The 25923-nt window shown below is 43.9% G+C and carries 40 protein-coding genes; 4 read left to right on the top strand and 36 right to left on the bottom strand.

Annotation, left to right across the window (positions count from 1 at the left end; all coding sequences use genetic code 11):
• Nucleotides 1-144: 144 nt before the first annotated feature.
• The 3 genes from BMX84_RS08605 to truA all read right to left on the bottom strand — a co-directional run bounded on the left by BMX84_RS08605 (nt 145) and on the right by truA (nt 2510).
• Nucleotides 145-762, bottom strand: a complete 618-nt coding sequence (locus tag BMX84_RS08605) for a class I SAM-dependent methyltransferase (protein WP_218142363.1) — start codon at nt 760-762, stop codon at nt 145-147.
• Nucleotides 763-977: 215 nt separating this feature from the next.
• Nucleotides 978-1721: a nucleoside/nucleotide kinase family protein gene (locus BMX84_RS08600; RefSeq protein ID WP_091488910.1), complete on the bottom strand. Its 744-nt coding sequence runs from the start codon at nt 1719-1721 to the stop codon at nt 978-980.
• Nucleotides 1722-1724: 3 nt separating this feature from the next.
• Nucleotides 1725-2510: a tRNA pseudouridine(38-40) synthase TruA gene (gene truA / locus BMX84_RS08595; RefSeq protein WP_091488908.1), complete on the bottom strand. Its 786-nt coding sequence runs from the start codon at nt 2508-2510 to the stop codon at nt 1725-1727.
• A gap of 176 nt (nt 2511-2686) precedes the next feature.
• Between truA and BMX84_RS12430 the strand changes: the two genes are divergently transcribed.
• Nucleotides 2687-3142 carry a hypothetical protein gene (locus BMX84_RS12430; RefSeq protein ID WP_143058701.1) on the top strand — a complete coding sequence of 152 codons (456 nt, stop codon included), beginning with the start codon at nt 2687-2689 and terminating at the stop codon, nt 3140-3142.
• A 132-nt stretch (nt 3143-3274) separates the two neighbouring features.
• On the opposite strand, the gene BMX84_RS08585 is transcribed toward BMX84_RS12430, so the two are convergent.
• From BMX84_RS08585 to rpsJ, 32 genes are all read right to left on the bottom strand, one after another.
• Nucleotides 3275-4072: an energy-coupling factor transporter transmembrane component T family protein gene (locus BMX84_RS08585; protein WP_091488905.1), complete on the bottom strand. Its 798-nt coding sequence runs from the start codon at nt 4070-4072 to the stop codon at nt 3275-3277.
• On the bottom strand, nt 4069-4944 hold the full coding sequence (locus tag BMX84_RS08580) for an energy-coupling factor ABC transporter ATP-binding protein (RefSeq protein ID WP_091488903.1): 876 nt from the start codon (nt 4942-4944) through the stop codon (nt 4069-4071). Before BMX84_RS08580 ends, BMX84_RS08585 begins: the two co-directional genes overlap by 4 nt.
• Nucleotides 4920-5759, bottom strand: coding sequence for an energy-coupling factor ABC transporter ATP-binding protein (locus BMX84_RS08575; RefSeq protein ID WP_091488902.1), 840 nt, complete (start codon nt 5757-5759; stop codon nt 4920-4922). Before BMX84_RS08575 ends, BMX84_RS08580 begins: the two co-directional genes overlap by 25 nt.
• Nucleotides 5760-6128: 369 nt before the next feature.
• The gene (gene rplQ, locus BMX84_RS08570; RefSeq protein WP_091488900.1) at nt 6129-6545 is read right to left on the bottom strand and encodes a 50S ribosomal protein L17; all 417 of its coding nucleotides are present in this window, start codon (nt 6543-6545) and stop codon (nt 6129-6131) included.
• 27 nt (nt 6546-6572) lie between these two features.
• A complete protein-coding gene (locus tag BMX84_RS08565; protein ID WP_091488898.1) occupies nt 6573-7517 on the bottom strand; it encodes a DNA-directed RNA polymerase subunit alpha in 945 nt (314 codons plus the stop codon).
• A gap of 69 nt (nt 7518-7586) precedes the next feature.
• Complete coding sequence (rpsK, locus tag BMX84_RS08560) at nt 7587-7985, bottom strand: 30S ribosomal protein S11 (RefSeq protein ID WP_091488897.1); 399 nt, start codon at nt 7983-7985, stop codon at nt 7587-7589.
• A 29-nt stretch (nt 7986-8014) separates the two neighbouring features.
• Complete coding sequence (rpsM, locus tag BMX84_RS08555) at nt 8015-8380, bottom strand: 30S ribosomal protein S13 (protein ID WP_091488895.1); 366 nt, start codon at nt 8378-8380, stop codon at nt 8015-8017.
• A gap of 27 nt (nt 8381-8407) precedes the next feature.
• The gene (gene rpmJ, locus BMX84_RS08550) at nt 8408-8521 is read right to left on the bottom strand and encodes a 50S ribosomal protein L36 (protein ID WP_034299928.1); all 114 of its coding nucleotides are present in this window, start codon (nt 8519-8521) and stop codon (nt 8408-8410) included.
• 36 nt (nt 8522-8557) lie between these two features.
• Nucleotides 8558-8776: a translation initiation factor IF-1 gene (gene infA, locus BMX84_RS08545; RefSeq protein WP_034299926.1), complete on the bottom strand. Its 219-nt coding sequence runs from the start codon at nt 8774-8776 to the stop codon at nt 8558-8560.
• Nucleotides 8777-8950: 174 nt separating this feature from the next.
• Entirely contained in the window at nt 8951-9595 is a 645-nt protein-coding gene (locus BMX84_RS08540; RefSeq protein ID WP_091488887.1) for an adenylate kinase, read from the bottom strand.
• A 121-nt stretch (nt 9596-9716) separates the two neighbouring features.
• Nucleotides 9717-11015, bottom strand: coding sequence for a preprotein translocase subunit SecY (gene secY, locus BMX84_RS08535; RefSeq protein WP_091488886.1), 1299 nt, complete (start codon nt 11013-11015; stop codon nt 9717-9719).
• 2 nt (nt 11016-11017) lie between these two features.
• Entirely contained in the window at nt 11018-11458 is a 441-nt protein-coding gene (gene rplO, locus BMX84_RS08530) for a 50S ribosomal protein L15 (RefSeq protein ID WP_091488884.1), read from the bottom strand.
• Between the two features lie 37 nt (nt 11459-11495).
• Complete coding sequence (gene rpmD, locus BMX84_RS08525; RefSeq protein WP_091488883.1) at nt 11496-11675, bottom strand: 50S ribosomal protein L30; 180 nt, start codon at nt 11673-11675, stop codon at nt 11496-11498.
• A 14-nt stretch (nt 11676-11689) separates the two neighbouring features.
• The gene (gene rpsE / locus BMX84_RS08520; protein WP_091488881.1) at nt 11690-12193 is read right to left on the bottom strand and encodes a 30S ribosomal protein S5; all 504 of its coding nucleotides are present in this window, start codon (nt 12191-12193) and stop codon (nt 11690-11692) included.
• A 22-nt stretch (nt 12194-12215) separates the two neighbouring features.
• Nucleotides 12216-12581 (bottom strand): 50S ribosomal protein L18, encoded by a 366-nt coding sequence (rplR, locus tag BMX84_RS08515; RefSeq protein WP_091488927.1) that lies wholly within the window; start codon nt 12579-12581, stop codon nt 12216-12218.
• Between the two features lie 101 nt (nt 12582-12682).
• On the bottom strand, nt 12683-13219 hold the full coding sequence (rplF, locus tag BMX84_RS08510) for a 50S ribosomal protein L6 (protein ID WP_091488879.1): 537 nt from the start codon (nt 13217-13219) through the stop codon (nt 12683-12685).
• A gap of 32 nt (nt 13220-13251) precedes the next feature.
• A complete protein-coding gene (gene rpsH, locus BMX84_RS08505; RefSeq protein ID WP_091488877.1) occupies nt 13252-13650 on the bottom strand; it encodes a 30S ribosomal protein S8 in 399 nt (132 codons plus the stop codon).
• A gap of 37 nt (nt 13651-13687) precedes the next feature.
• Complete coding sequence (locus BMX84_RS08500; RefSeq protein WP_091488876.1) at nt 13688-13873, bottom strand: type Z 30S ribosomal protein S14; 186 nt, start codon at nt 13871-13873, stop codon at nt 13688-13690.
• 33 nt (nt 13874-13906) lie between these two features.
• A complete protein-coding gene (gene rplE, locus BMX84_RS08495; RefSeq protein WP_091488874.1) occupies nt 13907-14446 on the bottom strand; it encodes a 50S ribosomal protein L5 in 540 nt (179 codons plus the stop codon).
• A gap of 29 nt (nt 14447-14475) precedes the next feature.
• Complete coding sequence (gene rplX, locus BMX84_RS08490; protein WP_091488872.1) at nt 14476-14781, bottom strand: 50S ribosomal protein L24; 306 nt, start codon at nt 14779-14781, stop codon at nt 14476-14478.
• A gap of 34 nt (nt 14782-14815) precedes the next feature.
• Nucleotides 14816-15184 carry a 50S ribosomal protein L14 gene (gene rplN / locus BMX84_RS08485; RefSeq protein ID WP_091488870.1) on the bottom strand — a complete coding sequence of 123 codons (369 nt, stop codon included), beginning with the start codon at nt 15182-15184 and terminating at the stop codon, nt 14816-14818.
• A 75-nt stretch (nt 15185-15259) separates the two neighbouring features.
• On the bottom strand, nt 15260-15523 hold the full coding sequence (gene rpsQ / locus BMX84_RS08480) for a 30S ribosomal protein S17 (protein WP_091488868.1): 264 nt from the start codon (nt 15521-15523) through the stop codon (nt 15260-15262).
• A gap of 41 nt (nt 15524-15564) precedes the next feature.
• A complete protein-coding gene (gene rpmC, locus BMX84_RS08475) occupies nt 15565-15756 on the bottom strand; it encodes a 50S ribosomal protein L29 (protein ID WP_091488866.1) in 192 nt (63 codons plus the stop codon).
• Entirely contained in the window at nt 15746-16177 is a 432-nt protein-coding gene (gene rplP, locus BMX84_RS08470) for a 50S ribosomal protein L16 (RefSeq protein WP_091488864.1), read from the bottom strand. The genes rpmC and rplP overlap by 11 nt, the downstream gene beginning before the upstream one ends.
• A gap of 3 nt (nt 16178-16180) precedes the next feature.
• Nucleotides 16181-16837 carry a 30S ribosomal protein S3 gene (gene rpsC / locus BMX84_RS08465; RefSeq protein ID WP_091488862.1) on the bottom strand — a complete coding sequence of 219 codons (657 nt, stop codon included), beginning with the start codon at nt 16835-16837 and terminating at the stop codon, nt 16181-16183.
• Nucleotides 16838-16840: 3 nt separating this feature from the next.
• The gene (rplV, locus tag BMX84_RS08460) at nt 16841-17197 is read right to left on the bottom strand and encodes a 50S ribosomal protein L22 (RefSeq protein ID WP_091488861.1); all 357 of its coding nucleotides are present in this window, start codon (nt 17195-17197) and stop codon (nt 16841-16843) included.
• Nucleotides 17198-17218: 21 nt separating this feature from the next.
• Nucleotides 17219-17494, bottom strand: coding sequence for a 30S ribosomal protein S19 (gene rpsS, locus BMX84_RS08455; RefSeq protein ID WP_091488859.1), 276 nt, complete (start codon nt 17492-17494; stop codon nt 17219-17221).
• 61 nt (nt 17495-17555) lie between these two features.
• On the bottom strand, nt 17556-18395 hold the full coding sequence (gene rplB, locus BMX84_RS08450; protein WP_091488857.1) for a 50S ribosomal protein L2: 840 nt from the start codon (nt 18393-18395) through the stop codon (nt 17556-17558).
• 55 nt (nt 18396-18450) lie between these two features.
• Nucleotides 18451-18741: a 50S ribosomal protein L23 gene (gene rplW / locus BMX84_RS08445; protein ID WP_091488855.1), complete on the bottom strand. Its 291-nt coding sequence runs from the start codon at nt 18739-18741 to the stop codon at nt 18451-18453.
• Nucleotides 18741-19364 carry a 50S ribosomal protein L4 gene (gene rplD, locus BMX84_RS08440; protein ID WP_091488854.1) on the bottom strand — a complete coding sequence of 208 codons (624 nt, stop codon included), beginning with the start codon at nt 19362-19364 and terminating at the stop codon, nt 18741-18743. The genes rplW and rplD overlap by 1 nt, the downstream gene beginning before the upstream one ends.
• 26 nt (nt 19365-19390) lie before the next feature.
• Complete coding sequence (gene rplC / locus BMX84_RS08435) at nt 19391-20026, bottom strand: 50S ribosomal protein L3 (RefSeq protein WP_091488852.1); 636 nt, start codon at nt 20024-20026, stop codon at nt 19391-19393.
• Nucleotides 20027-20066: 40 nt separating this feature from the next.
• Complete coding sequence (rpsJ, locus tag BMX84_RS08430) at nt 20067-20375, bottom strand: 30S ribosomal protein S10 (protein WP_091488850.1); 309 nt, start codon at nt 20373-20375, stop codon at nt 20067-20069.
• Nucleotides 20376-20974: 599 nt separating this feature from the next.
• Here rpsJ and BMX84_RS08425 point away from each other — a divergent pair.
• From BMX84_RS08425 to BMX84_RS08415, 3 genes are read left to right on the top strand one after another with little or no spacing between them, the layout of a single operon-like run.
• Nucleotides 20975-21940 carry an AAA family ATPase gene (locus BMX84_RS08425; RefSeq protein WP_091488849.1) on the top strand — a complete coding sequence of 322 codons (966 nt, stop codon included), beginning with the start codon at nt 20975-20977 and terminating at the stop codon, nt 21938-21940.
• Nucleotides 21937-22989 (top strand): DUF58 domain-containing protein, encoded by a 1053-nt coding sequence (locus BMX84_RS08420; protein WP_091488847.1) that lies wholly within the window; start codon nt 21937-21939, stop codon nt 22987-22989. The genes BMX84_RS08425 and BMX84_RS08420 overlap by 4 nt, the downstream gene beginning before the upstream one ends.
• Complete coding sequence (locus BMX84_RS08415; protein WP_143058700.1) at nt 22970-25360, top strand: transglutaminase-like domain-containing protein; 2391 nt, start codon at nt 22970-22972, stop codon at nt 25358-25360. Before BMX84_RS08420 ends, BMX84_RS08415 begins: the two co-directional genes overlap by 20 nt.
• A 364-nt stretch (nt 25361-25724) precedes the next feature.
• Here the strand turns inward: BMX84_RS08415 and BMX84_RS12520 are convergent.
• Nucleotides 25725-25923, bottom strand: a 199-nt coding sequence (locus tag BMX84_RS12520; RefSeq protein ID WP_177165519.1) for a hypothetical protein, incomplete at its 5' end; no start/stop codon positions are given.

Below are 25923 nucleotides of genomic sequence, written 5' to 3'. Positions count from 1 at the left end.
TCATGACAAATTGTATATAAAAATCTTTTTAAATGCCTTTTCCTCCATCCCCTCATTTAAATCCGGGACGGTGTTTTCATAAAAAGACTGGTTCATCAGTCTTTTTTAGAGATTGAGTGCCCTTGACTTGTTTATTTTCAGACTTCACAACTCTGGTTTCACCACGATCTTCCTTACAATGGTTGAGAAAAGATTCTCTTTCTGTTCGATCTTTAGACCAGCCTTATTGATATTTTCCAGTGTTTTCCTGTTGATGTTTGCTCCCCACGTATTGACCGCCAGCGGGTTAAAGAGATCCATCGCCTTGCCGACCGCTTCATTTTCACTGCGCATATGTTCCAGCATCAAAATCTTCCCATCGGGTTTGCAGACTCTGCCCAGCTCTTTCAACCCTTTCACCGGGTCCGGGACCGAACAGAAAACGCAGGTGGTGACGACATAATCAAACGTATCATCCGGAAAGTCCAGCTGCTGGATATCCATTTCTTCGAGTGTCACTGTATAAGGCAAAGTCAGTGTATCGAGCTTCTTTCTGGCATGTTCAAGCATTTTCGGGCTGAAATCGATGCCGGTCAGTTCAATGCCTGCAGGATAATACGGCAGATTGGCACCTGTTCCGATCCCTGCTTCCAGAACCTTTCCTTCAACTTCCTGCAGCATATCCTTTCGCCAGCTGTCTTTCATCATCTTGTCCATCGAGTCATAGACACGTGATACCCGGTCATAACGCTTTTTAATTTTATCATTCAGGTTCTCTCCCAAAAAGGGCCCTCCTTCTGATTCGGTGTTTCTCTTATTCTTATTTAAATACAAAAAACGTCCAGTTACAAAGCATATGCCATAAGCCGAAACCTCTTCCCAGTTTCTCTTATCAAACCGAAAAGACATACACAACGACATGAGTGATCATTAGCCGTTGAATACGTCTTTTAGATTTCCAGTTTACGTAACCAACGGTCGCCGCTTTATTCTGATTCTTATTCAGCTGATCTGGAGAAGCCTTCAGAAGTCAGATAGAGTTTAAGATCCGCATCCATGGACTGAGCCAGTACAAGCTCGGCATTGACTTTATCTGTTTTATTATAATGGTCGACGGCTTTTTCCAGGCTCGTACCCCCCAGCTGTTTTCTGTCGATCAGACGTTTTTCAAGTCTGTCCAGTGTCGTATCGATAAAAATCGTATAATCAGCATACTCTTTCAATTCACGCCATCCTTCTTTATCCAGCAGCAGATAATTCCCTTCGATCAGAACGATATCCGCATCCACTTCGACCGTTTCTTCGGAGACATCATGACGTGTCCGGTCATACGTCGGCCACTCAATGGATTCCTCCTGTCTGAGCGCCTCTATTTTCTCTTTTAAGGTATTTAAGTCAAACGATTCGGGTATGCCCTTAAAATCCTTTAAACGCTCCTCATGGCCTTTTCTCGTAACAGTATGGCTTTCCAGATAAGCATTATAATGATGAAAGCCGTCCATGGCAACCGACTGAAAACTGAATAGATGATCCTGTTCTTTGTAAAGGTCTTCGAGAAACAAGGATAAGGTCGTTTTTCCCGCTCCCGGCGGTGCAGCCAGATAAACGATCACGCGGTCCCTTTTATCCAGTTTTAGTTTGACCAGCTTCTCCAGCAGTGGGATGAAGATGTCAGTCACTTCTTTTTCTGAGAATGAAGCATCGATCATGTGGCCCGTGACGTTGTATTGTCTATGGATCATCGCTTACCCCTCCTTGTTGTATCCTGGAATTTCCTCTGTATCATAGTAGACAGTTTCCATACACAGGCCTGAAGGTGATAATGTCGGTCCGGCTGCTTCTCTGTCTTTGGCAGCAATGATTGCTTTTATCTCTTCCGGCTCACGTCGTCCGTCAGCGACCTGTAGCAGTGTTCCCATCAGGATTCGGATCATATTGTACAAAAAGCCGTTCCCTACGAAAGTAAAGACCCACTCGTTCGTGTCTTCGTCCATTTTGACTGATGCCTGGTAGATGGTCCGGACTTTGTCTTCCTTGTCTGAATGAGTGGAGGCGAAACTTGTGAAGTCGTGTCTCCCGACCAGCTGGTTGAGCGCCTGCTCTACTTTTTCTATGGTCATCGGGTAGCGGTGATGATGGCTGTAGTGTCTCAAAAACGGATCGCGAAACCGGTTGTTATCGACGCGATACGTATATTTTTTCCCTTTGGCCAGGTAACGTGCATGAAAGGAATCTTCCACACGTTCCATGTCCAGAATGGTGATTTCAGACGTCGTTCCGGAATTCATGCCTGTCATGAGTCCCACTGGATCGATTTCAAAAGGAAAATCAAAGTGAATGATCTGTCCTCTGGCATGGACGCCGGCATCTGTCCGCCCCGCACCGTGTACCCGGACGTTTTCTCCTTTGGCTATTTTAGTGAGTACTTTTTCCAGATCCCCCTGGACCGTTCGCTCGTCCGGCTGTATCTGGTAGCCGGAAAAGTGGGTGCCGTCGTAAATGATTTTTGCCTTGTACCTCAAACCCGTCATCGTTATCTTCCTTTTCTGTTTGCTAAAGATGCTTTTATTGTATGTAGAGTATGTTCTTTTAGATAGGTGGGATTCGGCTGAAGCCGAATCCAGACCTTATTAGATCCTAGTTAATCTGAATATTAACTGAGCTCGTTTGAGAGCGCTTCATTGGCATTACTCAAACTTATTCTGTGGTGAGTACGTCGAATCAGCGCTTCATTGGCATCGCTCAAACTGATCCTGTGGTGAGTACGTCGAATGCGCGCCTCATTGGCATTACCCAAGCTCTTTCTATTCTGAGTACGTTCAATGCGCCCTTCATTGGCATTATCCAAGCTCTTTCTGTCCCGAGTACGCTGAATGCGCGCTTCATTGGCATTACTCACGCCCATTCTGTGCTGAGTACGTCCAATGCGCCCTTCATTGGCATCGCTCAAACTGATTCTGTGGTGAGTACGTCCAATGTGCCCTTCATTGGCATTACCCACACTCATTCTGTGCTGAGTACGTTCAATGCGCCCTTCAATGGCATTACCCAAGCTCTTTCTGTCCCGAGTACGCTGAATGCGCGCCTCATTGGCAGTGCTCAGACTGTTTATATCCTGAGCACGTCCAATCAGCCCTTCATTGGCATTACTCAAGCTGAATGATTAGGCGAGTACGCCTAATCAAGACCTTATCCCGATCAAGCTCTTCATCATGCGGATACACGTCAGCAGACGCGTATCTTCCTTCCAATATATAGGAAAAAGGATAAAGATTCTCATCTTTATCCTTCCACATTATGTTCTTAATACAAATAATACACCGGAAAGTACAGCAAAAGCAATCATAACCGTTGTATCCCGGCCTTCCCAGGACAGTTTACGGAATTTCGTACGGCCTTCGCCGCCTTTGTAGCCTCGGGCTTCCATAGCAGTCGCAAGTTCTTCAGCCCTGTTGAAAGAGCTGACGAACAGCGGGATCAGCAGTGGAACGATCGATTTCATCTGTTCATAAATGTTGCCTTCACCAAAATCGATCCCCCGTGCACGCTGGGCGTTCATGATCTTCTCGGTCTCATCCATCAATGTCGGAACGAAACGTAAAGCGATCGACAGCATCAGCGCGATTTCATGCACCGGTACTTTAATAGCCGCAAATGGACGCAAAAGAAATTCTATCGCATCTGTCAGCGAGAGCGGCATCGTTGTCAGTGTCAGGATCGTCGACATGAAAATGATGAGGACGAAACGGAAGAAGATGAAGACCCCGTTCAGTACGCCTTCCTGCGAGATGACGACCGGTCCGAATCGGAACCAGATCGTCTGTCCACTCGTAAAGAGGATCTGGAGGATGACCGTAAACAGGATCAGCCAGATGAGCGGTTTCACTCCATTGATAAAGAACTTCGGATTGATTTCAGAAAGTTTTACAGCTGTCAGCACGAAAGCGATCAGTACGACATAAGATAACCAGTTGTTCGCCAAAAAGATGATAATGATGAACCAGATAGCACCTAAAAGTTTCGTTCGCGGATCCAGTCTGTGGATCAGAGAATCACCGGGAATGTAGCGTCCGAAAATCAGTTTATCCATCATACAGATGCCCCCCCTCTAGTCGGGAGTTTCTCGATGATCTGTGCAGCCAGTTCATCCGTCGTCAGAGGCAGTGGATCGAATGTCCACTCGAACTTCTCTTCCAGTTCATGCGCGAATTTCACGGTAGACGGGACACCGAGCTGCATGCTTGCCAGCCAGCCGGCTTCTTTGAATATTTCTCTGGGATGACCTTCTTTCATGACTGTCCCTTTTTCCAGCACGATCATGTGATCGGCATATTCAGCGACGTCATCCATCTGGTGCGTGACAAGTACGATCGTCAGACCTTTGTTTTTATATAAACTATGGAACATGTTCATGACTTCTTTGCGTCCCTGCGGATCCAGCCCGGCTGTCGGTTCATCTAAAACCAGCACCTCAGGCTCCAGAGCCAGGACGCCCGCGATCGCGACACGTCTCATCTGGCCTCCGGATAGATCGAAGGGTGAACGCTCCATGAAGGTCTCGTCCAGTCCCACTAAGGGCAGCAGTTCGCGGGCTTTTTCAAGGCCTTCTTCTTCAGACATACCAAAGTTTTTGGGACCAAAAGCAATGTCTTTGCCGACTGTTTCTTCAAACAGCTGAGCTTCAGGAAACTGAAAGACGATCCCCACTTTTTTACGCAGTGATTTCAGTCCCTTGTTTTCCGACAGATTCGTGATGACACGGTCTCCGATCGTTACCGTGCCTTCTGTCGGTTTCTTCAAGGCATTCAAATGCTGAAGCACCGTCGACTTGCCGCTGCCGGTATGCCCGACGATTGCGGTAAATGACCCGTCCTTGATGGACAAATCGATGTCATAGATTGCTTTACTTTCAAATGGTGTACCTTTCTGGTAGGTATACCCTACATCTTGGAAACGGATGTCCATAACCAGTCCACCATCCCTTCTTCAGTTAAATAATCGTGCGGGACGTTGAGACCCTGTTTTTTCAGTGAAGCCTTCAGACGCTCAGGGAAAGGCAGATCCAGACCCATTTCGACCAGCTGCTCTCCATAGGAAAAGATGCTTTCAGGAGAGCCTTCCTGGATCATCTGTCCATCTCTCATCACTAAGATACGTGTCGCAGCAGCTGCTTCATCGATATCATGTGTGATCGACAGCACGGACAGGTTTTCTTCTTCCTTTACTTCCTTCACAGTGCGCAGGACTTCTTCACGGCCCTGCGGATCAAGCATACTCGTCGCTTCGTCAAGGATCATGATAGCCGGACGCAAAGCCACGATACCGGCTATGGCCACACGCTGCTTCTGGCCACCGGAAAGACGGGCGGGTTCCCGTTCAGCGAATTCCAGCATATTAACTTTTTCCAGTGCATTCCTGACACGTTCGATCATCTCATCTCGTGGTATACCAAGATTTTCCAGACCGAAGGCCACGTCATCCTGGACCGTCGACCCGACAAACTGGTTATCGGGATTCTGAAAAACCATCCCGACCATTTCACGGATGGACCAGACGTTCTTCTCATTGAGCATCAGGCCGCCGACTTCGACTTCACCGCTGTCCGGTTCGATCAGGCCATTGATGGTTTTTGCCAGCGTGGATTTTCCGGAACCGTTGGGACCAATGATAGCGACCCATTCGCCCCAGTTTACAGAAAAAGAAACATCCTGTAAAGCAGGACGCTGATCTTCATCATCATATTTATAAGTTATATTATCTAAACGTATGATTTCAGTCATGATTTACCTCAACTTTTTTATTCAGTCTCAAGCCTTATTTTTAAGTAGTCATCAAGGTGTCTTGACAGTTACTCAACAGTACAAGATTACCAAAAACACCCTGGCATAACAATAGTAAAACGGCTTGTATCCCTTTACAATTATGAAACTTTTAGATTCAGACAGTCAGAAATTTTATGAATACGTTCGAGTGGTCCTTCTATGTAATGAAAGGTCAAGCTAATAAAAAAACACTTTACGATATATGGTGTTTCTCCTGAGGACATCCCCAGGAGAAACTGAGCTAGACACTTGGAAAAAAACATTCCATCATCATAACGCTCATCATACATCCAAAAGTGGTTTTGGTTATAGTCTATTAAACTCTAATTATTCAGCGTCTTCATCGCTTGAAACTGCTGTTTTTTCTACTAATTCCAAAACAGCCATTGGAGCACCGTCACCACGACGAGGTCCCATTTTCAAGACACGAGTGTATCCTCCATTGCGTTCTGCAAAACGAGGAGCAATGTCGTTAAATAATTTTTGTAATACCGTTTGTACTACGATTTCGTCTTCAGTTTCTGATACAGTTGCCAGTTCGTTACGTACAAAAGCAGCAGCTTGACGACGAGCGTGTAAATCTCCACGTTTACCTAATGTGATCATTTTGTCTGCAATTGAAGAAACTTCTTTTGCACGAGTCACAGTTGTAATAATACGTTCGTTGATCAACAAATCAGATGTTAAATCACGAAGCATTGCTTTACGTTGAGAACTGACACGTCCTAATTTACGATAAGCCATTGGTCGAAATCCTCCCTTAACTACAAATTATTCTTCTTCGCGTAAGCCTAAATCAAGCTCGCCAAGTTTTAGTTTTACTTCTTCCAGTGATTTACGTCCTAAGTTGCGGACCTTCATCATTTCTGGTTCTGTTTTATTCGTTAATTCCTGAACAGTGTTTATTCCGGCACGTTTCAAGCAGTTATAAGAGCGCACAGACAGATCCAGCTCTTCGATTGTCATCTCAAGCATTTTTTCCATTTGTGTTTCTTCTTTTTCGACCATTATCTCTGCTTCACGCGCTTCTTCTGTCAGGTTAACAAAAATGTTCAAGTGTTCAGTCATGATTTTTGCGGCAAGACTGACACCGTCTTCTGGAGAAATCGATCCGTCTGTCCAGACGTCAAGCGTTAACTTGTCATATTGTTCTTTTTCTCCAACACGTGTATTTTCGACATGGTAATTCACACGGCTGATCGGGGTATATATCGAATCAACCGGCATAACACCAATCGGCATATCATCGTGTTTGTTGTGTTCAGCACGTACATAACCTCTGCCTTTTTGCGCTTCCATGCGAGCATGCAAGTGTCCGCCTTCAGAGACTGTACAAATATATAAATCAGGGTTCATTATTTCAACATCACTGTCGAAGATAATATCTGCCGCTGTAACAGTAGCTGGCCCTTCAATATCGATTTCAATGGTTTTTGTTTCTTCAGAATACAATTTAAGTGCGAGCTTTTTCAAGTTTAAAATGATGGCAGTGACGTCTTCAACCACACCATCAATCGCAGTGAATTCATGCAGAACACCATCGATCTGTAAAGTTGTGACGGCAGCACCTGGCAAAGATGACAAAAGAATTCGACGCAGGGAATTTCCTAGCGTTGTCCCGTAACCACGTTCAAGCGGTTCGACGACAAACTTACCGAATTTTCCATCTTCACTGATCTCAACTGTTTCTATTACCGGCTTTTCAATTTCGATCATATAATCCGTTTACCCCTTTCAAAACGTTAATCCACGCTATCCCAAAAACGATCTCGTTAATAGTATCTATTATACGCGACGACGTTTTGGAGGACGGCAACCGTTATGTGGTACCGGTGTTACGTCACGAATTGCAGTGACTTCTAATCCTGTAGCCTGTAGTGAACGGATCGCAGCTTCACGACCAGATCCAGGTCCTTTAACAGAAACCTCGACAGTCTTCATACCGTTTTCCATTCCGCCTTTAGCAGCAGCTTCAGCAGCCATTTGAGCAGCAAAAGGAGTTGATTTACGAGATCCTCTGAACCCTAGTGAGCCTGCAGAAGACCAAGAAATTGCATTCCCGTGTGCGTCTGTTATCATTACGATTGTATTGTTGAATGTTGAACGGATATGTGCTACTCCGTGTTCGATATTCTTTTTCACTCTACGTTTACGATTACGAGCGGGTCTTTTTACTTTAGCCATTCGAAGATTGACCTCCTAACTTTAGGTAATTATTTTTTCTTGCCGGCAATAGCGACTGCTTTGCCTTTACGCGTACGCGCGTTGTTTTTCGTGTTTTGTCCACGTACTGGTAAACCACGACGGTGACGGATGCCACGGTATGATCCAATTTCGATTAAACGTTTGATGTTCTGACGAACTTCACGACGAAGATCTCCTTCGATTTTACGTTTATCTACTTCAGCACGGACTGCATCTAATTGATCGTTTGTTAATTCACGGACACGAGTTTCTTCTGGAACTCCTGCAGCTGCTAAAATTTCTTGAGCTGTAGTTTTACCGATTCCATAAATATAAGTTAATGAAATGACGATATGTTTGTCACGTGGAATATCTACACCTGCTATACGAGCCATGTCTATGCACCTCCTGTTGTTATAAAATTATCCTTGACGTTGTTTGTGTTTAGGATTTTCGCATATAACCATTACACGGCCATTACGACGGATCACTTTACACTTGTCACACATTTTTTTGACTGATGGTCTTACCTTCATGAACTTTCCCTCCTTGATTTCTTCGGAGTCCTAAGTTTATTTAAATCGATACGTAATGCGTCCACGTGTTAAATCATATGGAGACATTTCAACCGTTACCTTATCCCCAGGCAGAATCCGGATGTAATTCATACGAATTTTGCCAGAAACGTGTGCTAGAATTTCGTGACCATTTTCAAGTTCTACTTTAAACATTGCATTTGGTAACGTTTCTAGGACGGTTCCTTCAATCTCTATAACATCGTCTTTTGCCACGCCTGGTTTCCTCCTTTGATATCTCACTTCAGTACGCATGAATAGAGTGAAAGCCTAAAGCCTCACTTTAATTTATGCTATAATAGTCGTTTGGTTTATTGCTTTTTGACGCTCGTACTATTATATCATGCATACATGATCATTGCAAGGATTCATCATAAAACATCGGACTTCTTAGTTTAGTATGTCCACAATGTCCTGGAAAACTTGTTTCGGACTTTGTTTCCCGTCGATTTCTCTAACGAGGCCTAAATCACTGTAGTGTTTGGCAAGTTTTTCCGTTTGTTCTTCATTCACGTTGATACGATTCTCAACCGTTTCCGGCTTGTCATCTTCTCTCTGATAGAAATCATGTGAGCCGCACTTATCGCAGGTGCCTTCCACTTTAGGTGGGGAATACACTTTGTGATAGGTCGCACCACAATTTGAACACATGAATCGTCCAGTCAATCGTTCCATCAAAATATCTTTAGGTACTTTGATGTACAGCACGTGATCCAGTCTTCTGTTTGTAGAAGCCAAGGCCTGCTGCAGCGCTTGAGCCTGATTCAATGTGCGTGGATATCCATCAAGCAGAAATCCTCTTTTTGCATCATCTTGCTGAAGACGTTCTTTAACGATCCCGTTTGTTACATCATCAGGAACCAGTTCGCCTTCGTCCATATACTGTTTTGCTTTCAAGCCAAGAGCTGTCTTATTCTTCATAGCTGCACGAAACATATCTCCGGTAGAAATATGCGGAATATTATATCTTTCCGAAATACGCGAAGCCTGCGTCCCTTTTCCAGCTCCAGGAAGACCTAATAGGATCAAATTCATTATGCTTCCTCCTTTTTTCGTTCACTTAGTTCATCAGCATAAATGGAAAAAAGATCGATTTACCCACCTCTGCCAAAATGACATCCGGGCAAATCGTCTTAATTCAATTTTCAAAAACTGCTTATGAGTGCTGAATGAAACCTTGGTAACTCTTCTTGCTCAGCAATCCTTCCAGTTGTCGCATAGAGTCAAGCGCCACACCAACTACGATGAGCAAGCTTGTACCTCCTAATGCAAGAGAACCAGGCAGATTGTATAAAGCAGAAGCTATAATCGGAAGCAATGAAATGGTTCCTAAATAAATGGCTCCCACTGTACTTAAACGAATAAGCATATACCCAATATATTCTTCGGTTGCTCGTCCCGGACGAATACTCGGAATGTAGCCGTTTTGTTTCTGTAGATTTTCAGCAGCCTTTTCAGGGTTGACCTGAATGAATGCATAGAAATACGTGAACAAGACGATCAGTACTGTATAAAGTACAGCACCCATAGGTTCCTGGAGATTGAACACACTGTTCAATACCTGGTACCAGCCTTCATTCTGATTCCCCTGAGCAAAATAACCCAGGATGATCTGTGGCGTCATGAGGAACGAACTAGCGAAGATAACTGGAATAACGCCAGCCGAGTTCACTTTTAATGGTAAAACAGCACTGTCTTTCGTTGTGCTTGCACGTTTAGAATAGCGAACAGGGATATTACGCTTGGCATTTTCCACAAAAGTTACAAGTAACACAAGTAACACGAACACAACGACAATTGTTATCGCAAGGATCCAGGCACTGACGACCTCATCGCCGGCGTTTCGGATCTGTGTGTTATAAAATTGTGCAATGTCCTGAGGAAAACGAGCGACGATACCGGAAAAGATTATAAATGAGACGCCGTTCCCGAAACCGTGAACGGTGATCATTTCTCCCAGCCACATGACGAGCATCGTTCCTGCTGTCAGTATGATCGCAATCGTAATATATGTTGCCGGACCAGGATTACGGACCAGTCCTAAACCTGTCAATGCGTTGAATCCATAAGAAATACCGATAGCCTGGAAAAATGCTAAGAAAATCGTTAAATAGCGTGTGGCCTGATTCAACTTGCGTCGTCCGACTTCTCCCTGATCTGCCCATTCCTTGAATTTAGGAATGACATCCATCTGCAGGAGCTGAATGACGATAGAAGACGTAATGTAAGGTGAAACACCTAAAGCAAATATTGAATAGCTGCTCAGGGCTCCACCACCAAACGTATCTAATAAGTTGAATAATCCAGTACTGGATAGATCACCCAGAGAGTCAGCGTCGACGCCCGGTACAGTCAAATGTGTACCAAGACGAAAGACGACTAGGATCCCAAGAGTGAACAGCACACGACTACGCACATCTTTTTCTTTGATCACACCTTTAATCAGCTCGATCATTCTTAGATCACCTCTACTGATCCACCGGCAGCTTCGATCGCTTCTTTAGCTGCTGAAGAAAACTTGTTAGCTTTCACAGTAAGTTTGTGATCGATGTTTCCTTTCGCCAAAACCTTAACACCGGATTTCTTGTTTTTGATTACTCCTGCTTTGACTAATACGTCTGGAGTAACTTCTGTACCTTCTTCAAATCGGTTTAATGTGTCTAAATTGACAATGTCGAATTCTTTACGGTTGTAGTTTGTAAATCCACGTTTTGGTAAAGTTTGGAATAATGGTGTTTGTCCACCTTCGAAACCTAAACGTGTTCCACCACCTGAACGCGCTTTTTGTCCTTTTTGTCCACGACCGGATGTTTTTCCGTTACCAGAAGAAGATCCACGACCTACACGGTTTCGTGATTTACGTGATCCTTCTGCGGGTTTTAATTCATGAAGTTTCATAAATCTTGGCACCTCCTTTAGTTAGACTCTTTGCTCATTAGACTTCTTTAACGTCTACTAAATGAGCGATATGTTTAATTGCTCCTCGCACTGCTTCATTATCAGGTCTTACAACTGAAGAGTTGGTTTTTCTCAGACCTAATGATTTAACTACTTGATGTTGTCTTTGAGGACGACCAATTAAACTACGTTTTAATGTTATTTCCAAGTTTGCCATTGTGTCATCTCTCCTTATCCAAGTAATTCTTCTACAGATTTCCCGCGAAGTTTTGCTACGTCTTCTACACGTTTCATTTGGTTGATTCCATCGATCGTTGCACGAATCATGTTGATTGGTGAACTAGATCCAACAGACTTAGAAGAAACGTCTTGTACGCCGGCTAATTCTAAAATCGCACGTACTGGACCACCAGCAGAAACTCCAGAACCAGCTGTAGCAGGTTTCAAGATGATGTTACCGCCGCCGTGACGACCAATTACTTTATGTGGCAATGTAGTACCAACGATCGGCACTTCTACTAAATTGGTTTTAGCAGCTTCGATCGCTTTACGGATCGCTTCTGGTACTTCTTGCGCCTTACCTGTACCAAAACCAACGTGACCGTTTCTGTCTCCTACTACGACTAATGCAGCAAAACGTAAACGACGTCCACCTTTAACAACTTTAGTTACACGGTTGATTTCAACTACGCGATCTTCAATATCTAATTTAGATGCATCAATATGAGTTGTCATATACTGTTATTCCTCCTTTTCTTTAGAATGATAGTCCGTTTTCACGAGCTGCGTCTGCTAATGCTTTGACACGTCCGTGGTATTGATATCCGCCACGGTCAAAAACAACGACTGAAATGTCTTTGTCTTTAGCGCGTTTAGCAATCAATGTTCCTACTGCAGCAGCTTCTTCAACTTTCGAATCTCCTGAAACGTCAGTATCTAAGGAAGATGCACTTGCGAGCGTTACACCCTCTACATCATCAATTAATTGAGCGTAGATGTTTGTGTTCGAACGGAACACACTCAAACGCGGGCGCTCAGCAGTACCAGAAAGATTTCTGCGAATGCGTTTATGTCTTTTTTGACGTAATTTGTTTTTATCTGGTTTTGTAATCACAATTGTCACCTCTTTATTCAAAATTCTCATGTGAATGAGATAGTCAGGTTTCCTGATAAAAGGAAAGTAGAACGTTATAACAGATCGTTATAGTGTTCTCTTTCATTTTATTATTTACCTGTTTTACCTTCTTTACGACGTACGTTTTCGCCTCTATAGCGGATCCCTTTACCTTTATAAGGCTCTGGTGGACGTACGGAACGAACGTTAGCAGCCAAAGCGCCAACGTGCTCTTTGTTTGCGCCCTTGATAGAAATAACAGTGTTAGATGGAACTTCTACTGTTAATCCTTCAACAGCTTCGAACTCGACTGGGTGAGATAGTCCAACGTTTACGACTAATTTGTTACCTTGTTTTTGTGCACGGTAACCAACACCATTTAATTCTAGAACTTTTTCAAAACCGACAGTAACACCTTCGACCATGTTATTCACAATAGCGCGAGTTGTTCCGTGGATCGTACGACTAGATTTTGATTCATCAGGTCGTTCAAATGTCATTTGATTATCTTCAACTTTAACATCAATAATAGGGCTGATTTCACGGCTCAATTCTCCGTTTTTCCCTTTAACTGTGATCACGTTTCCGTCGATGTTTACTTCCACACCTTCAGGAATCGTAATCGGCATTTTTCCGATACGGCTCAAAGTCCGGCACCTCCTTCATCTTTCTTAGCTGATTACCAAACGTATGCGAGGACTTCTCCCCCGATATTTTTAGCACGAGCTGTTTTGTCTGTTACAACACCTTCGGATGTAGAAACTAGAGCGATACCTAGTCCGTTCAACACTTTAGGCATTTCTTCTGCGTTAACGTAAACGCGCAAACCTGGTTTTGAAATACGTTTCAAACCTGTGATAACACGTTCGTTGTTTTGACCATATTTCAAGAACACGCGGACGATGCCTTGTTTGTCATCTTCCACAAATTCAACATCCTTTATGAAACCTTCTGATTTCAGGATATCGGCCATACCTTTTTTTAAGTTAGAAGCAGGGATCTCAACTTTCGTATGACGAGCGTTGTTAGCGTTACGGATACGAGTTAAGAAATCTGCGATTGGATCTGTCATGACCATTCGTTGTAGCCTCCTTTACGGCAAGTTTTCGTTTTGTTTACCAGCTTGCTTTTTTCAAGCCAGGAATTTCACCTTTATAAGCTAGCTCACGCAAGCAAATACGGCATAATTTGAATTTTTGGTATACAGCATGTGGGCGTCCACAACGTTCACAGCGGGTATACTCACGTGTCGAAAACTTGGCTGGTTTTTTGTTTTTAGCAATCATTGATTTTTTAGCCATTTTTACAATTACCCTCCTAATAGGTAGTTTAGGTTATTTCTGGAACGGCATTCCCATTTGTCCAAGTAATTCACGTGCTTCTTCGTCAGTGTTAGCTGATGTAACAATAACAATATCCATACCGCGAACTTTATCTACATCATCATAATTAACTTCAGGGAAAATCAGCTGCTCTTTGATACCTAGCGTGTAGTTTCCACGTCCGTCAAAAGCGTTTTTGCTTACTCCACGGAAATCACGTACACGAGGTAATGAAACAGTCACTAATTTATCCAAGAAATCATACATGCGATCGCCACGAAGTGTAACTTTCGTACCGATTGGCATACCTTCACGTAAACGGAATGCGGCGATAGATTTTTTCGCACGAGTGACAACTGGTTTTTGTCCAGAAATTAATGTTAACTCTTCTACTGCTTTATCTAAGTTTTTAGTGTTTGATACAGCTTCACCCACACCCATGTTGATAACGATTTTTTCAACTTTTGGTGCTTCCATGACAGAACTGTATTCAAATTTTTCAACTAATGATGGTCGTACATCACTGTTATATTTTTCTTTAAGGCGTGTCATAAATGAATGCCCTCCTTTCCTACTTTAGATTAAAGTGCTCCGCCAGATTTTTTAGCGTAGCGAACTTTTTTGCCATCTTCAACTTTATAACCTACTCGAGTAGATTCATTTGTTTCGGGATCGATCAACTGAACATTAGAAACGTGAATTGGTGCTTCTTTCTCAACAATTCCGCCTTCTTGTCCCATACCAGTAGGACGGGTATGTTTTTTCATGATATTGAGTCCTTCAACAATAACTTTGTTTTGTTTAGGCATAGCAGCTAATATAGTGCCTTCTTTGCCTTTATCTTTTCCTGCGATTACTTTGACTTTGTCTCCTGTTTTTACAAACATTCTCTAGCGCACCTCCTTATGACGTTTATCGGAATTATAGAACTTCCGGAGCTAACGAAACAATTCTCATAAAGTCATTCTCACGTAATTCACGAGCAACTGGTCCGAAGATACGTGTTCCACGTGGTGCTTTGTCTTCACGAATAATTACACAAGCATTTTCATCGAATTTAATATAAGAACCATCTGGACGTCTAGCGCCAGATTTAGTACGAACGATTACTGCACGAGCAACGTCCCCTTTTTTAACAACGCCGCCTGGTGTAGCATGTTTTACAGTAACAACTACTTCATCACCAATGTTAGCAGTTTTGGCTCCTGATCCACCTAAAACTTTAATGACAAGCACTTCACGTGCTCCAGAGTTGTCAGCGACTTTCATACGACTTTCTGTTTGAATCACGTTAGGATCCTCCTTTCAAACTCACGATAAAGTTTACTTCATCGTTGTGTAGCTCCCGGTTCCCCGGATGTTAGATTATAAAACTACTGATTCTTCAACCACTTCTAATAAACGGAAACGTTTATCTTTAGACAATGGTCGAGTTTCCATGATTTTAACAATGTCGCCAGTTTTAGCAGTGTTGTTTTCGTCATGTGCTTTAAATTTAGTTGAGTATTTAATACGTTTTTTGTATTTAGGGTGCTGTTTCTGCGTAGCGATCTCAACAACGATGGTTTTATCCATTTTGTCTGAAGTCACTTTACCTTGATATACTTTACGTTCGTTACGTTCAGCCATTTTCTAGCCTCCTTTGAATAAGCTATTACACTATCTAGTTACTATGCCATTTCAGCTTGGCGCAAAACAGTTTTAACACGCGCGATGTTTTTACGTACCTCACCGATACGAGCGGTGTTTTCTAATTGTCCAGTAGCTAATTGAAAGCGTAAGTTAAATAGCTCTTCTTTGAATTCTGCTTCTTTTTCAATCAATTCAGTAGTGGATAAGCTTTTTAATTCATTAGCCTTCATTTGAGTCACCACTTTCTTCACGAGTTACTACTCTAGTTCTAACCGGTAGTTTGTGTGAAGCTAAACGCAAGGCTTCGCGAGCGACTTCTTCAGATACGCCGCCGATTTCAAACATGATCTTACCACGTTTGACAGGGGCTACCCAGCTCTCAGGAGCTCCTTTACCAGAACCCATACGAACACCAATTGCTTTAGCTGACACTGGTTTGTGAGGGAAAATTTTGATCCATACTTTCCCACCACGTTTCATATAACGAGTCATCGCTATACGAGCTGATTCGATTTGTCTGCTTGTGATCCATACAGAGTCAATTGCTTGTAATCCGTACTGACCGTAAGCTATTTCTTTGCCGCCTTTTGCTTCTCCACGCATTTTACCACGGAATTCGCGACGGTGTTTTACACGTTTTGGTACTAACATTGATTATTTCCCTCCTTTCTTAGCTTCCTTAACTTCAGGAAGAACTTCTCCTTTGTAGATCCATACTTTAACTCCGATTTTACCGTAAGTTGTATCGGCTTCTTCGTTAGCGTAATCGATATCTGCACGGATCGTGTGCAAAGGAACTGATCCTTCAGCAAAACTTTCGCTACGGGCAATGTCTGCACCGTTTAGACGACCGGCTACCATTGTACGTACACCTTTAGCACCTGAACGCATTGTGCGCTGGATCGCTTGTTTTTGTGCACGACGGAATGAAATACGGTTTTCTAATTGCTCAGCAATACTTTTAGCTACTAATGTAGCATCCATATCTGGACGTTTGATTTCCACGATGTTCACGTGTACTCGTTTGCCAGTTAAGTTGTTTAATCCATTTCTTAAAGCATCAACTTCTGATCCACCTTTACCAATAACCATTCCTGGTTTAGCAGTGTGAATAGACACGTTGATTCTGTTTGCTGCACGTTCGATTTCTACACGAGAAACAGAGGCATCACTTAGTTTTTCAGCAATGTACTCACGAACAGCAAGGTCTTCATGTAATTTATCTGCAAAATCTTTTTCTGCGTACCATTTAGCGTCCCAATCTTGGATGACGCCGACACGCATACCATGAGGATTTACTTTTTGTCCCACTGATTACCCCTCCTTCTTCTCTGTTACCACTACAGTAATGTGGCTTGTTCGTTTGTTTATACGTGAAGCTGCACCTTTCGCACGAGGGCGGAACCTTTTTAAGGTTGCTCCTTCATTTACATAGGCTTCGCTTACAACTAATTCTTCGATATCCATATCGTAATTGTGTTCAGCATTTGCAATTGCTGACATTAAAACTTTTTCTACCGCTTCTGCTGCTCCTCTGTTAGTGAAGCGAAGGATAGAAATAGCTTCTGCAGCACTTTTCCCTCTGATGGTATCTACGACCATACGTGTTTTACGTGGTGCGATGCGAACCATGCGAGCAGTTGCTTTTGCTGCTGTTACTGTTTCTGCCATGAATGTATCCTCCCTTCGCTATTAACGTTTCGTAGTGCGGTCGTCTTTTCCGTGTCCGCGATACGTTCTTGTTGGTGCAAATTCACCTAGTTTGTGTCCAACCATGTCTTCTTGAACATAAACTGGCACATGCTTTCTTCCATCATATACGGCAATGGTGTAACCTACAAAGTTCGGAAAGATAGTTGAACGACGTGACCAAGTTTTGATTACACGTTTGTTGTTGTCATCCATTTCGCGAACTTTTTTCATCAAGTGATCATCGACGAAAGGTCCTTTTTTCAAACTACGGCTCATGTATTGCCCTCCTCTTCGGGTTTACCCCATAATATATCTCTTTACTCTTTAAGTGTTATGCTTATTTTTTCTTAGTTTTACGACGACGTACGATAAGTTTATCTGAACGATTCTTACCTTTACGTGTTTTCTTACCAAGTGTTGGTTTACCCCATGGTGACATTGGGCTTGGGCGGCCGATTGGGGCTCTACCTTCACCACCACCGTGCGGGTGATCGTTAGGGTTCATTACAGAACCACGTACTGTTGGGCGTTTGCCTTTCCAGCGGTTACGTCCGGCTTTACCGATGTTGATCAGTTCGTGCTGTTCGTTACCTACTGAACCGACTGTTGCACGGCAGCTTGACAGGATCATACGAGTTTCGCCTGAGCTTAAGCGTACAAGTGCATATTTGCCTTCTTTACCTAATACTTGAGCTGAAGTTCCAGCTGAACGAACAAGTTGTCCGCCTTTGCCAGGTTTCATTTCAATGTTGTGTACGAACGTACCAACAGGGATATTAGTTAATGGTAAGGCGTTACCTACTTTGATATCAACGTCAGTACCTGAGTAGATGCTTGAACCTACTTCGATTCCTTTTGGAGATAAAATGTAAGTTTTTGTTCCATCTTCATATTGTACCAATGAGATATTAGCGGAACGGTTTGGATCATATTCAACAGTTTTTACAATACCGCGAACGCCATCTTTTTGACGTTTGAAGTCGATCACACGATATTTATGCTTGTGGCCTCCGCCTTGATGACGGACAGTGATTTTACCAGCATTGTTACGTCCGGCACGTTTAGGGTTTGGTCTTAATAAGCTCTTTTCAGGCTTAGACGTTGTGATTTCAGCGAAATCAGACCCTGTCATGTTACGACGTCCGTTTGTGGTAGCTTTGTATGTCTTAATTGCCACGTGATTCCCCTCCTTGTTAAACTAGTTTTCATGAATCAATTTTAAATGGTGTGTTTTATTCTTCGTCTCCGAACAATGCAATATCTTTTGAATCAGCTGAAAGTGTCACGATCGCTTTTTTGCGTTTTTTGGTGTGACCTTCATAACGTCCCATGCGCTTTGGCTTAGGAGCTGTGTTGATTACGTTGACTTTGTCAACTTTTACATCGAATAGTTCTTCGACAGATTTTTTGATGTTAGTTTTTTTTGCGCGAACATTCACTTCAAATGTGTACTTTTTATCGTCCATAGCGTACATAGAAGCTTCTGTAATGATCGGGCGTAAAATGACGTCTCGTGCATCCATTATTGAAGAGCCTCCTCTACTTTTTCCAGAGCAGCCTTCGTCAAGATGAGTGTGTCATGTGCAACGACGTCTAGCACGGATACATTGTTAGGAGCTACAACTTTAACTCCTGGAATATTACGTGCAGACAATTTTGCAAAATCATTGTCATCTTCTAAGACAACTAAAGCTTTTTTACTTGCTTCAAGTTTGCTTAGCATAGCTCTGAACTCTTTCGTTTTCGGTGCGTCGAAGCTTAAACCATCGATGACGATGATGTCATCGCCTGCTGCTTTAGCAGACAATACAGATTTAATAGCTAAACGACGTACTTTTCTTGGTAATTTGTATGAGTATGAACGTGGTGTCGGTCCGAAGACTGTTCCACCTCCACGCCATTGTGGTGAACGGATAGAACCTTGACGCGCACGTCCTGTTCCTTTTTGACGCCATGGTTTGCGTCCTCCGCCTCGTACTGCACTACGGTTTTTTACTGCGTGTGTTCCTTGTCTTAATGACGCACGCTGCATAGTGATCGCATCGAATACGATACTTTCGTTTGGTTCGATACCAAAGATCGCATCGTTTAATGTTACCTCACCATTTTGCGTTCCGTCTTGTTTAAATAACGTTACAGTTGGCATTCTGCTAGTCCTCCCTTCCTACTCTATTACTTGTTGATTTTTTCTGCAGTTCGTATTTGGATAAGTGATTTTTTTGCACCTGGTACATTACCTTTGATCAGTAATACGTTACGGTCTGTATCGACACGAACGATTTCAAGGTTTTGTACAGTGACTTGATCTCCACCCATACGGCCAGCTAATTTTTTGCCTTTGAATACGCGTCCGGGATGAGTAGCCATACCCATTGAACCAGGACGACGGTGGTAACGAGATCCGTGAGTTTCAGGTCCGCGGCTTTGGCCGTGACGTTTGATAACCCCTTGGAATCCTTTACCTTTAGACGTTCCTGTGACATCAACGATGTCGCCTTCTGCGAATGTATCTACTTTAATTTCGTTTCCAACTTCGACGTCCCCTAGCTCAGCATCTCGTAATTCCTTAATGAAGCGCTTAGGAGCCGTGTTAGCTTTTTTAACATGACCTTGTGCTGGTTTGTTAGATAAAACTTCACGTTTATCTTCATACCCTAATTGAACAGCATTGTAACCATCCGTTTCAGTCGTTTTAACTTGTAAAACAACGTTCGGCTGAACTTCGATTACTGTTACAGGTAGTAATTCTCCTGCTTCGCTGAAAATTTGAGTCATTCCAACTTTTCTTCCTAAGATTCCCTTGGTCATGAGTACACCTCCGTTATTATAATTTTTTTATTTTTGTTTATTATAGTTTGATTTCAATGTCTACGCCTGACGGTAAGTCAAGTTTAGTCAATGCATCCACAGTTTTCGCTGTTGGGTTCAAAATGTCCACTAAACGTTTGTGTGTGCGCATTTCGAATTGTTCGCGTGAGTCTTTGTATTTGTGTGGTGAACGGATTACAGTGAATAATTTACGTTCAGTTGGCAGTGGGATTGGACCAGATACGTTTGCCCCAGTTCTCTTTGCTGTTTCCACAATTTTGTCTGCTGATTGATCAAGTACGCGATGTTCGTAAGCTTTCAAACGAATACGAATTTTTTGTTTTGCCATGATTTTCCCTCCTTCGCTTATTTAAGAAATAAACCTAGCTCCACGAAAATTTTCCAACCACCCTCCATGGCAATGCATCCGGGCGTGTCGCAACCTCTCGCTTCCTAGCCTCGGCTCCATGAATGACCCTACCCTCTGAAATCCAGGCAAAACCTTGACGGCATGCGTTTTTTTCAGAAAAAGAGCGTCACCCACAGACACCTTTACAAGTATACAGACAATACCATACATAATCAAGTCTTTTTCTTTCTTTTTTTAAAATAATCCATTTAATCCATTTATTTTTATTTCTGAAACTTTTGCTCTTTCATTTACTTTCCATTTTCTTGTATCCATTCAAACTCGTGGTATCCTCTCCCGATTTTTTCTGTTTCTTCTATAATATATTTAATACCTAATTGACCTCCAGACCGGATCGCTGACAATTCTTGTCAATGAACAGTAAAATCACACTCTGCTTGCACTTTTACTGGGCGCTCTTGCTAAATCGTTGAGTTATTTCAATAATCTCTATACAATTATATTAACGAAGACAAAACTCTGGTCTGTTGTGCCGTTTGGACCACGATCATAGAAATCCATATAAAGGAGGGACCGACATGGCTTTATTTCAGAAGACACACTTATCTATCGAAAAGCTGCATACGCTCATCGATACCGTAGACAGCATCGTCATCGGCAAGAAAGACGTGACCCGTCTGACCATTGTTGCTATGCTGGCTGGCGGACATATCCTGTTCGAGGATATTCCAGGCGTTGGGAAAACACTACTGATACGCACCATCGCCAAGTGTCTGGATGCTGACTTTGCCCGCATTCAGTTTACACCCGATCTCATTCCTTCAGACATTATCGGTTTCTCTGTGCCGAATGCCGAGGGGACTGCATTCAATTTTAGAAAAGGTCCCATCTTCAATCAGCTGCTGCTTGCCGATGAGATCAACCGGACCTCGCCGCGCACACAGGCAGCGATGCTTGAAGCCATGTCCGAAAAGCAGGTGACCTTAGATGGCGAAACGCACACTCTGCCTGAACCTTTTTTCGTTCTCGCCACTCAAAATCCGATCGAATATAAAGGGACCTATCCCCTACCCGAAGCACAACTGGATCGTTTTCTCTTCCAGCTGTCACTGGGGTATCCCGATACTGAACAGGAAGTACAGATGCTGGCTGCACCCGATCAGCAGAAAGCTGTGGAGATCCTGCAGCCAGTGATGACCCTGGATGAATTTCTCACTTTAAAGGAAGCTGCCGCTCAGGTTTACGTCGATGACAGTCTGCTGCAGTATATCGTTTCTCTGGCTTTACTGACACGAAACCATCCAGCCATACGTCTCGGGATCAGTCCTAGAGGCAATCAGTTTGCCTTGGCCTCTGCCCGTGCTCATGCTCTGCTGGCTGGTAGAGATTATGTTGTTCCCCAAGATATCCTAGACATACTGAAGCCCCTGTATCGCCATAGACTGTTATTCGAGACTCACCACAGTAAAGAAGAAATCGATGCGTTCATCGATCAGCTGACCAGAGAACTGGTCATCCCCAAACAGAGCAGGCACAAACGATGAAGAATCGATACCGTTACTTTCGCCTTCTCTGGATCGTGCTCTTATATGCTCTGGTCATTCTCTATACGCTGATTTTTCCGACGACTGCCTCCTGGTTTATTTTATACGCCTTTACCCTTTGGCTTCTTTTGTCCTTTCTATCGACCCGACAATCCTACCACCTGACCCGTACTGATAAACTGAAAAAAGAGGACAACACCTTCAGTTTTAATTTTTTTATCGAGAATAAACGCCGGCAGCCTTTCCTGCTGTCTTCCATAGAAATCATTCTTGTGTTCAACGACATCCTGCGTTCTTCTTCCACTGCTGTCTTTTTTTCCAGAAAGATCGAAAGTCAGTTTCACTCCATCACTCTTCCCAGAGGGCATCACGAGACCCTTACTCTGAACATTGTCGGAACGGGGTGGTTCGGTGTCTGGAAGAAGCGGTCGCAGCTTGTCGTCCCTATAAACATAGATGTCTATCCGGATGTCTTAAGAAAGTTCGAGCGGGACCGACTGATGTACTATTTAGCCTCTTATCTCACGGAAACATCCCGGTCACTGCATCATGACTACTACATGACAGATATCCGGGACTTTCAGAATCGCGATGCTCTTTCAGGTATCGACTGGAAGACCAGCCTCAAGCGAGGACAATGGATGGTGAAAGAATATGAGGCTGAAGAAGAAACACCGGTTAATCTGTATGTTTTTGGTTTTGACACCGAAAGCTTCGAGACTCTCCTGAGTATCGCCTATAGTCTTTTGATGGAATTGAAAAAAACTAAAGATGTGACCCTTTTTCTGCTGGGCGAATTTTACGGTAAACCAACTGTAGTAAAGGAGGGATCGGGCTTTCTGACGATCCAGCCTGCACACAACAAAACCGATTTATTACACTTATGGGAGAAAACCCGGAATACCCCTTCCAAAAAAATCATCATCAAATCCAGTCAAGTGACTGTCCCGGTCTCAGCTCATCCTTCCCAAAGTGCCAAGATCATCGATGAGGAGATCCTTCCCATGATTAAAGGAGGCGAGTCTGACAGTGAACAAGAAAATGGATAAACGCATGTTATTCAAGCGCATCCTGACCGGCGTACTTTACAGTTTAATGCTTCTGCCCATACTGAATCTGCTGATGACCATCAATGGTCTTTCCGGAAAATTCACTCTCTTCTTTTTTTTCACACTCACACTGCTGTCTGCCGCTTTCATAAGAAAAGGATGGGTGTTTCTCATCATTCAGAGCGGCCTGTTCTTTATTTTTATCTTCACCCTCTTCCCCCCATCACCAGATGACGCTCTTATCAGAGAGTGGCTGCCGGAAATGTGGGACTCAGGGTTCACACAATGGCAGACGCTCCTGGAAGCCAATCTGACTGAAGTACCCGTACTGCTTTTGATGACAGGACTTTTTTTACTGATGTCAGTTTTGGCCTATCTGCTCTTTCGTTTCGACCAGCCCTTGCCCGCTTTCTTTGCTGCACTCGTCTACTTACTGATCCTTCACACCTTTACGTCCCGGACGGTCCTGCCTTACCTGATTTTACTCGTCGGCACAGCTTTTTCACTCGTAGCCTTATCTCAAATCGACATTAAATCCCGCTGGCAGACTGTATCCTATACTTTGCTGTTTACGTATACATCGATCTTTCTCCTGATCGGTCTCTCCTACTTCAGTCTTGATGGACTGGAAAAAAGCCAGCAATGGGTCGAAACAAAATCCAACGCTTACCAGAAAGAGCTGGATCAGCGCGGATTCTTTGAGTGGATCAACAGCAATGCGACCGGACTCGGGTTCCGACGGACTGGAATGGGGACCGGCACAGACAGACTCGGCGGACGGCTGCATCAGGATTTCTCTCCCGTCTTCCGGGCCTATACTCAACGTCCGAATTACTGGAAAGTGATGCACCGGACAACGTATAACGGTTTAGGCTGGAACAGTGAGGCGACGGATTCACAAAGGACCCTTCCCATCCCGTATACCGCATGGGAAAATGGCAGCCTCACAATGGAACAGCGCCGGGATATGCCTGAACAGGAAGATATTTCTACCATACGACTTGCATGGTTCGAAAACCTGTCGTATCTCGCCTACCCCTACGGCTGGCTCGAACTCGATTTCAACTCAGCCGAAGACGGCGAGGTCACAGTGCAGCTGGATGACAAAAATGATTACTTTACTGTGCAAAGTGAAGAAGATGTCCCGGATGACTATCTCCTGACCTATGACAGAACGTTTCCTACCCGGTTCGACGAGGAAGCTTTGCGTATAGATGACGGCTGGCGTGAAGAACTCGCGGCTTCCTATAAAGAAGCATTAGCTGACGACGCATCCGTTCAGGAAATGGAAAGCGACGAGATCATCGCTTCCTGGTTCGAAGATGAACTCCAGCTGCCTGCCGGCCTGCCTTCGCGTGTCGGGGACCTTGCCCAGGAAATAACAGCAGGTCTGGAAGATGAATATGAAATCGTTCGTGCAGTAGAAACTTATCTCAAAGAAGAGGGCGGTTACCGCTACAGTCTGCTCGATGTGGAAAGGACCCCCGAAGACAGCGATTATGTGGATCACTTTTTATTTGAATCTCAAGTCGGCTACTGCGACAACTTTTCTACATCAATGGCTGTCATGCTGCGTTCGCTCGGCATACCCACGCGCTGGACGAAAGGGTTCACGCCCGGCTCGCTTATCGAAAACGACAACAGTGACCCCTATTTTCTCGTCGATAACAGCAACGCTCACTCCTGGCCGGAAGTTTTTTTCCCGAGCTATGGCTGGGTCCCTTTTGAACCGAGTCCTTCTTTTGCGAACCCGGTGACGAACGAGGAAGATGTTGCAAGTATCAGGGGCGAGACGTATAGCTTCGATGACGATTCAGACGTTATGGACATCGAAGATACTGAACCTGAGCCATTGGAAACAGAGGAACCGGGCGGCGATAGCTTAGAAGAAGAATCGCCGGATGCAGGAGAAGGGCTCACCGAATCTGATGAGACCGCATCCTCTGCTGATCAGTCAGCGACCGAAAGATGGTCAGCTGTTTTCTATCCGGCATTTCTGTTTATTGGCATTACAGTTAGTGTTATTGCAGTCTTCAGATGGCATTTAGTCCTCTGGCTGCCGAGATTCCTGATCAGCAAAGACATACTTTCTCTTAAGCAGGCTTCAAGGCTTATACTTCGACTCTATTACATGAAACACAAGCCTAAACCGGGACAGACGGTACAGATGTACATGAATGACTGGAAACCTTTTGCACCCCATCATAAACAGTCCCTTGATCACTTCAGCCGACTGGCCGACCGGGCGTATTATGGTCCCGTAGACTCCTCGCAGCAGTTGACAGATAATGAACAAAGTGTACTGATAGAAATGCTGAATATGTACCCGGCACTTCCGAATGTGGATGCGAGAGCACCTCATCAAATATGAACGGATACCAGTTAACTTCACTGCGAAACGAGCAGTCGACCAAAAATGCTTAGTTCCCTGGCTTTTATCGTATCCCCTATACGATAACTGCTGAAGATATAAGGGGCTGAGCGAAAATAAAGCCGGATCATTATTAGAGTGCACTTCTGTAAAACAATTGACAAAAAGGCTGGGACAGAAAAGTCCCAGCCTTTTTTCTATGTGCAGTCAAGTCAACGCGTTCATCCAGCAGTGATTTAGCGACCAGTTCCTACAGTTTTTCTCAAGGAAGTGGTCACAATATCGGTTTAGAGACCAGTTCCTACAGCTTTTCTCAAGGAAGTGGGCGCAATATCGGTTTAGAGACCAGTTCCTACAGCTTTTCTCAAGGAAGTGGGCGCAATATCGGTTTAGAGACCAGTTCATACAGCTTTTCTCCAGGAAGTGGTCGCAATATCGGTTTAGAGACCAGTTCATACAGTTTTTCTCCAGGAAGTGGTCGCAATATCGGTTTAGAGACCAGTTCCTCCAGCTTTTCTTCAGGAAGTGGTCGCAATATCGGTTTAGAGACCAGTTCCTCCAGC

Origin of the sequence: Alkalibacterium putridalgicola (genome assembly GCF_900109825.1) — a bacterium.
Taxonomy (GTDB): Bacteria; Bacillota; Bacilli; order Lactobacillales; family Carnobacteriaceae_A; genus Alkalibacterium; species Alkalibacterium putridalgicola.
Note: the sequence above shows the minus strand (reverse complement) of the source record. Positions and strands in the feature narration are given on the sequence as shown.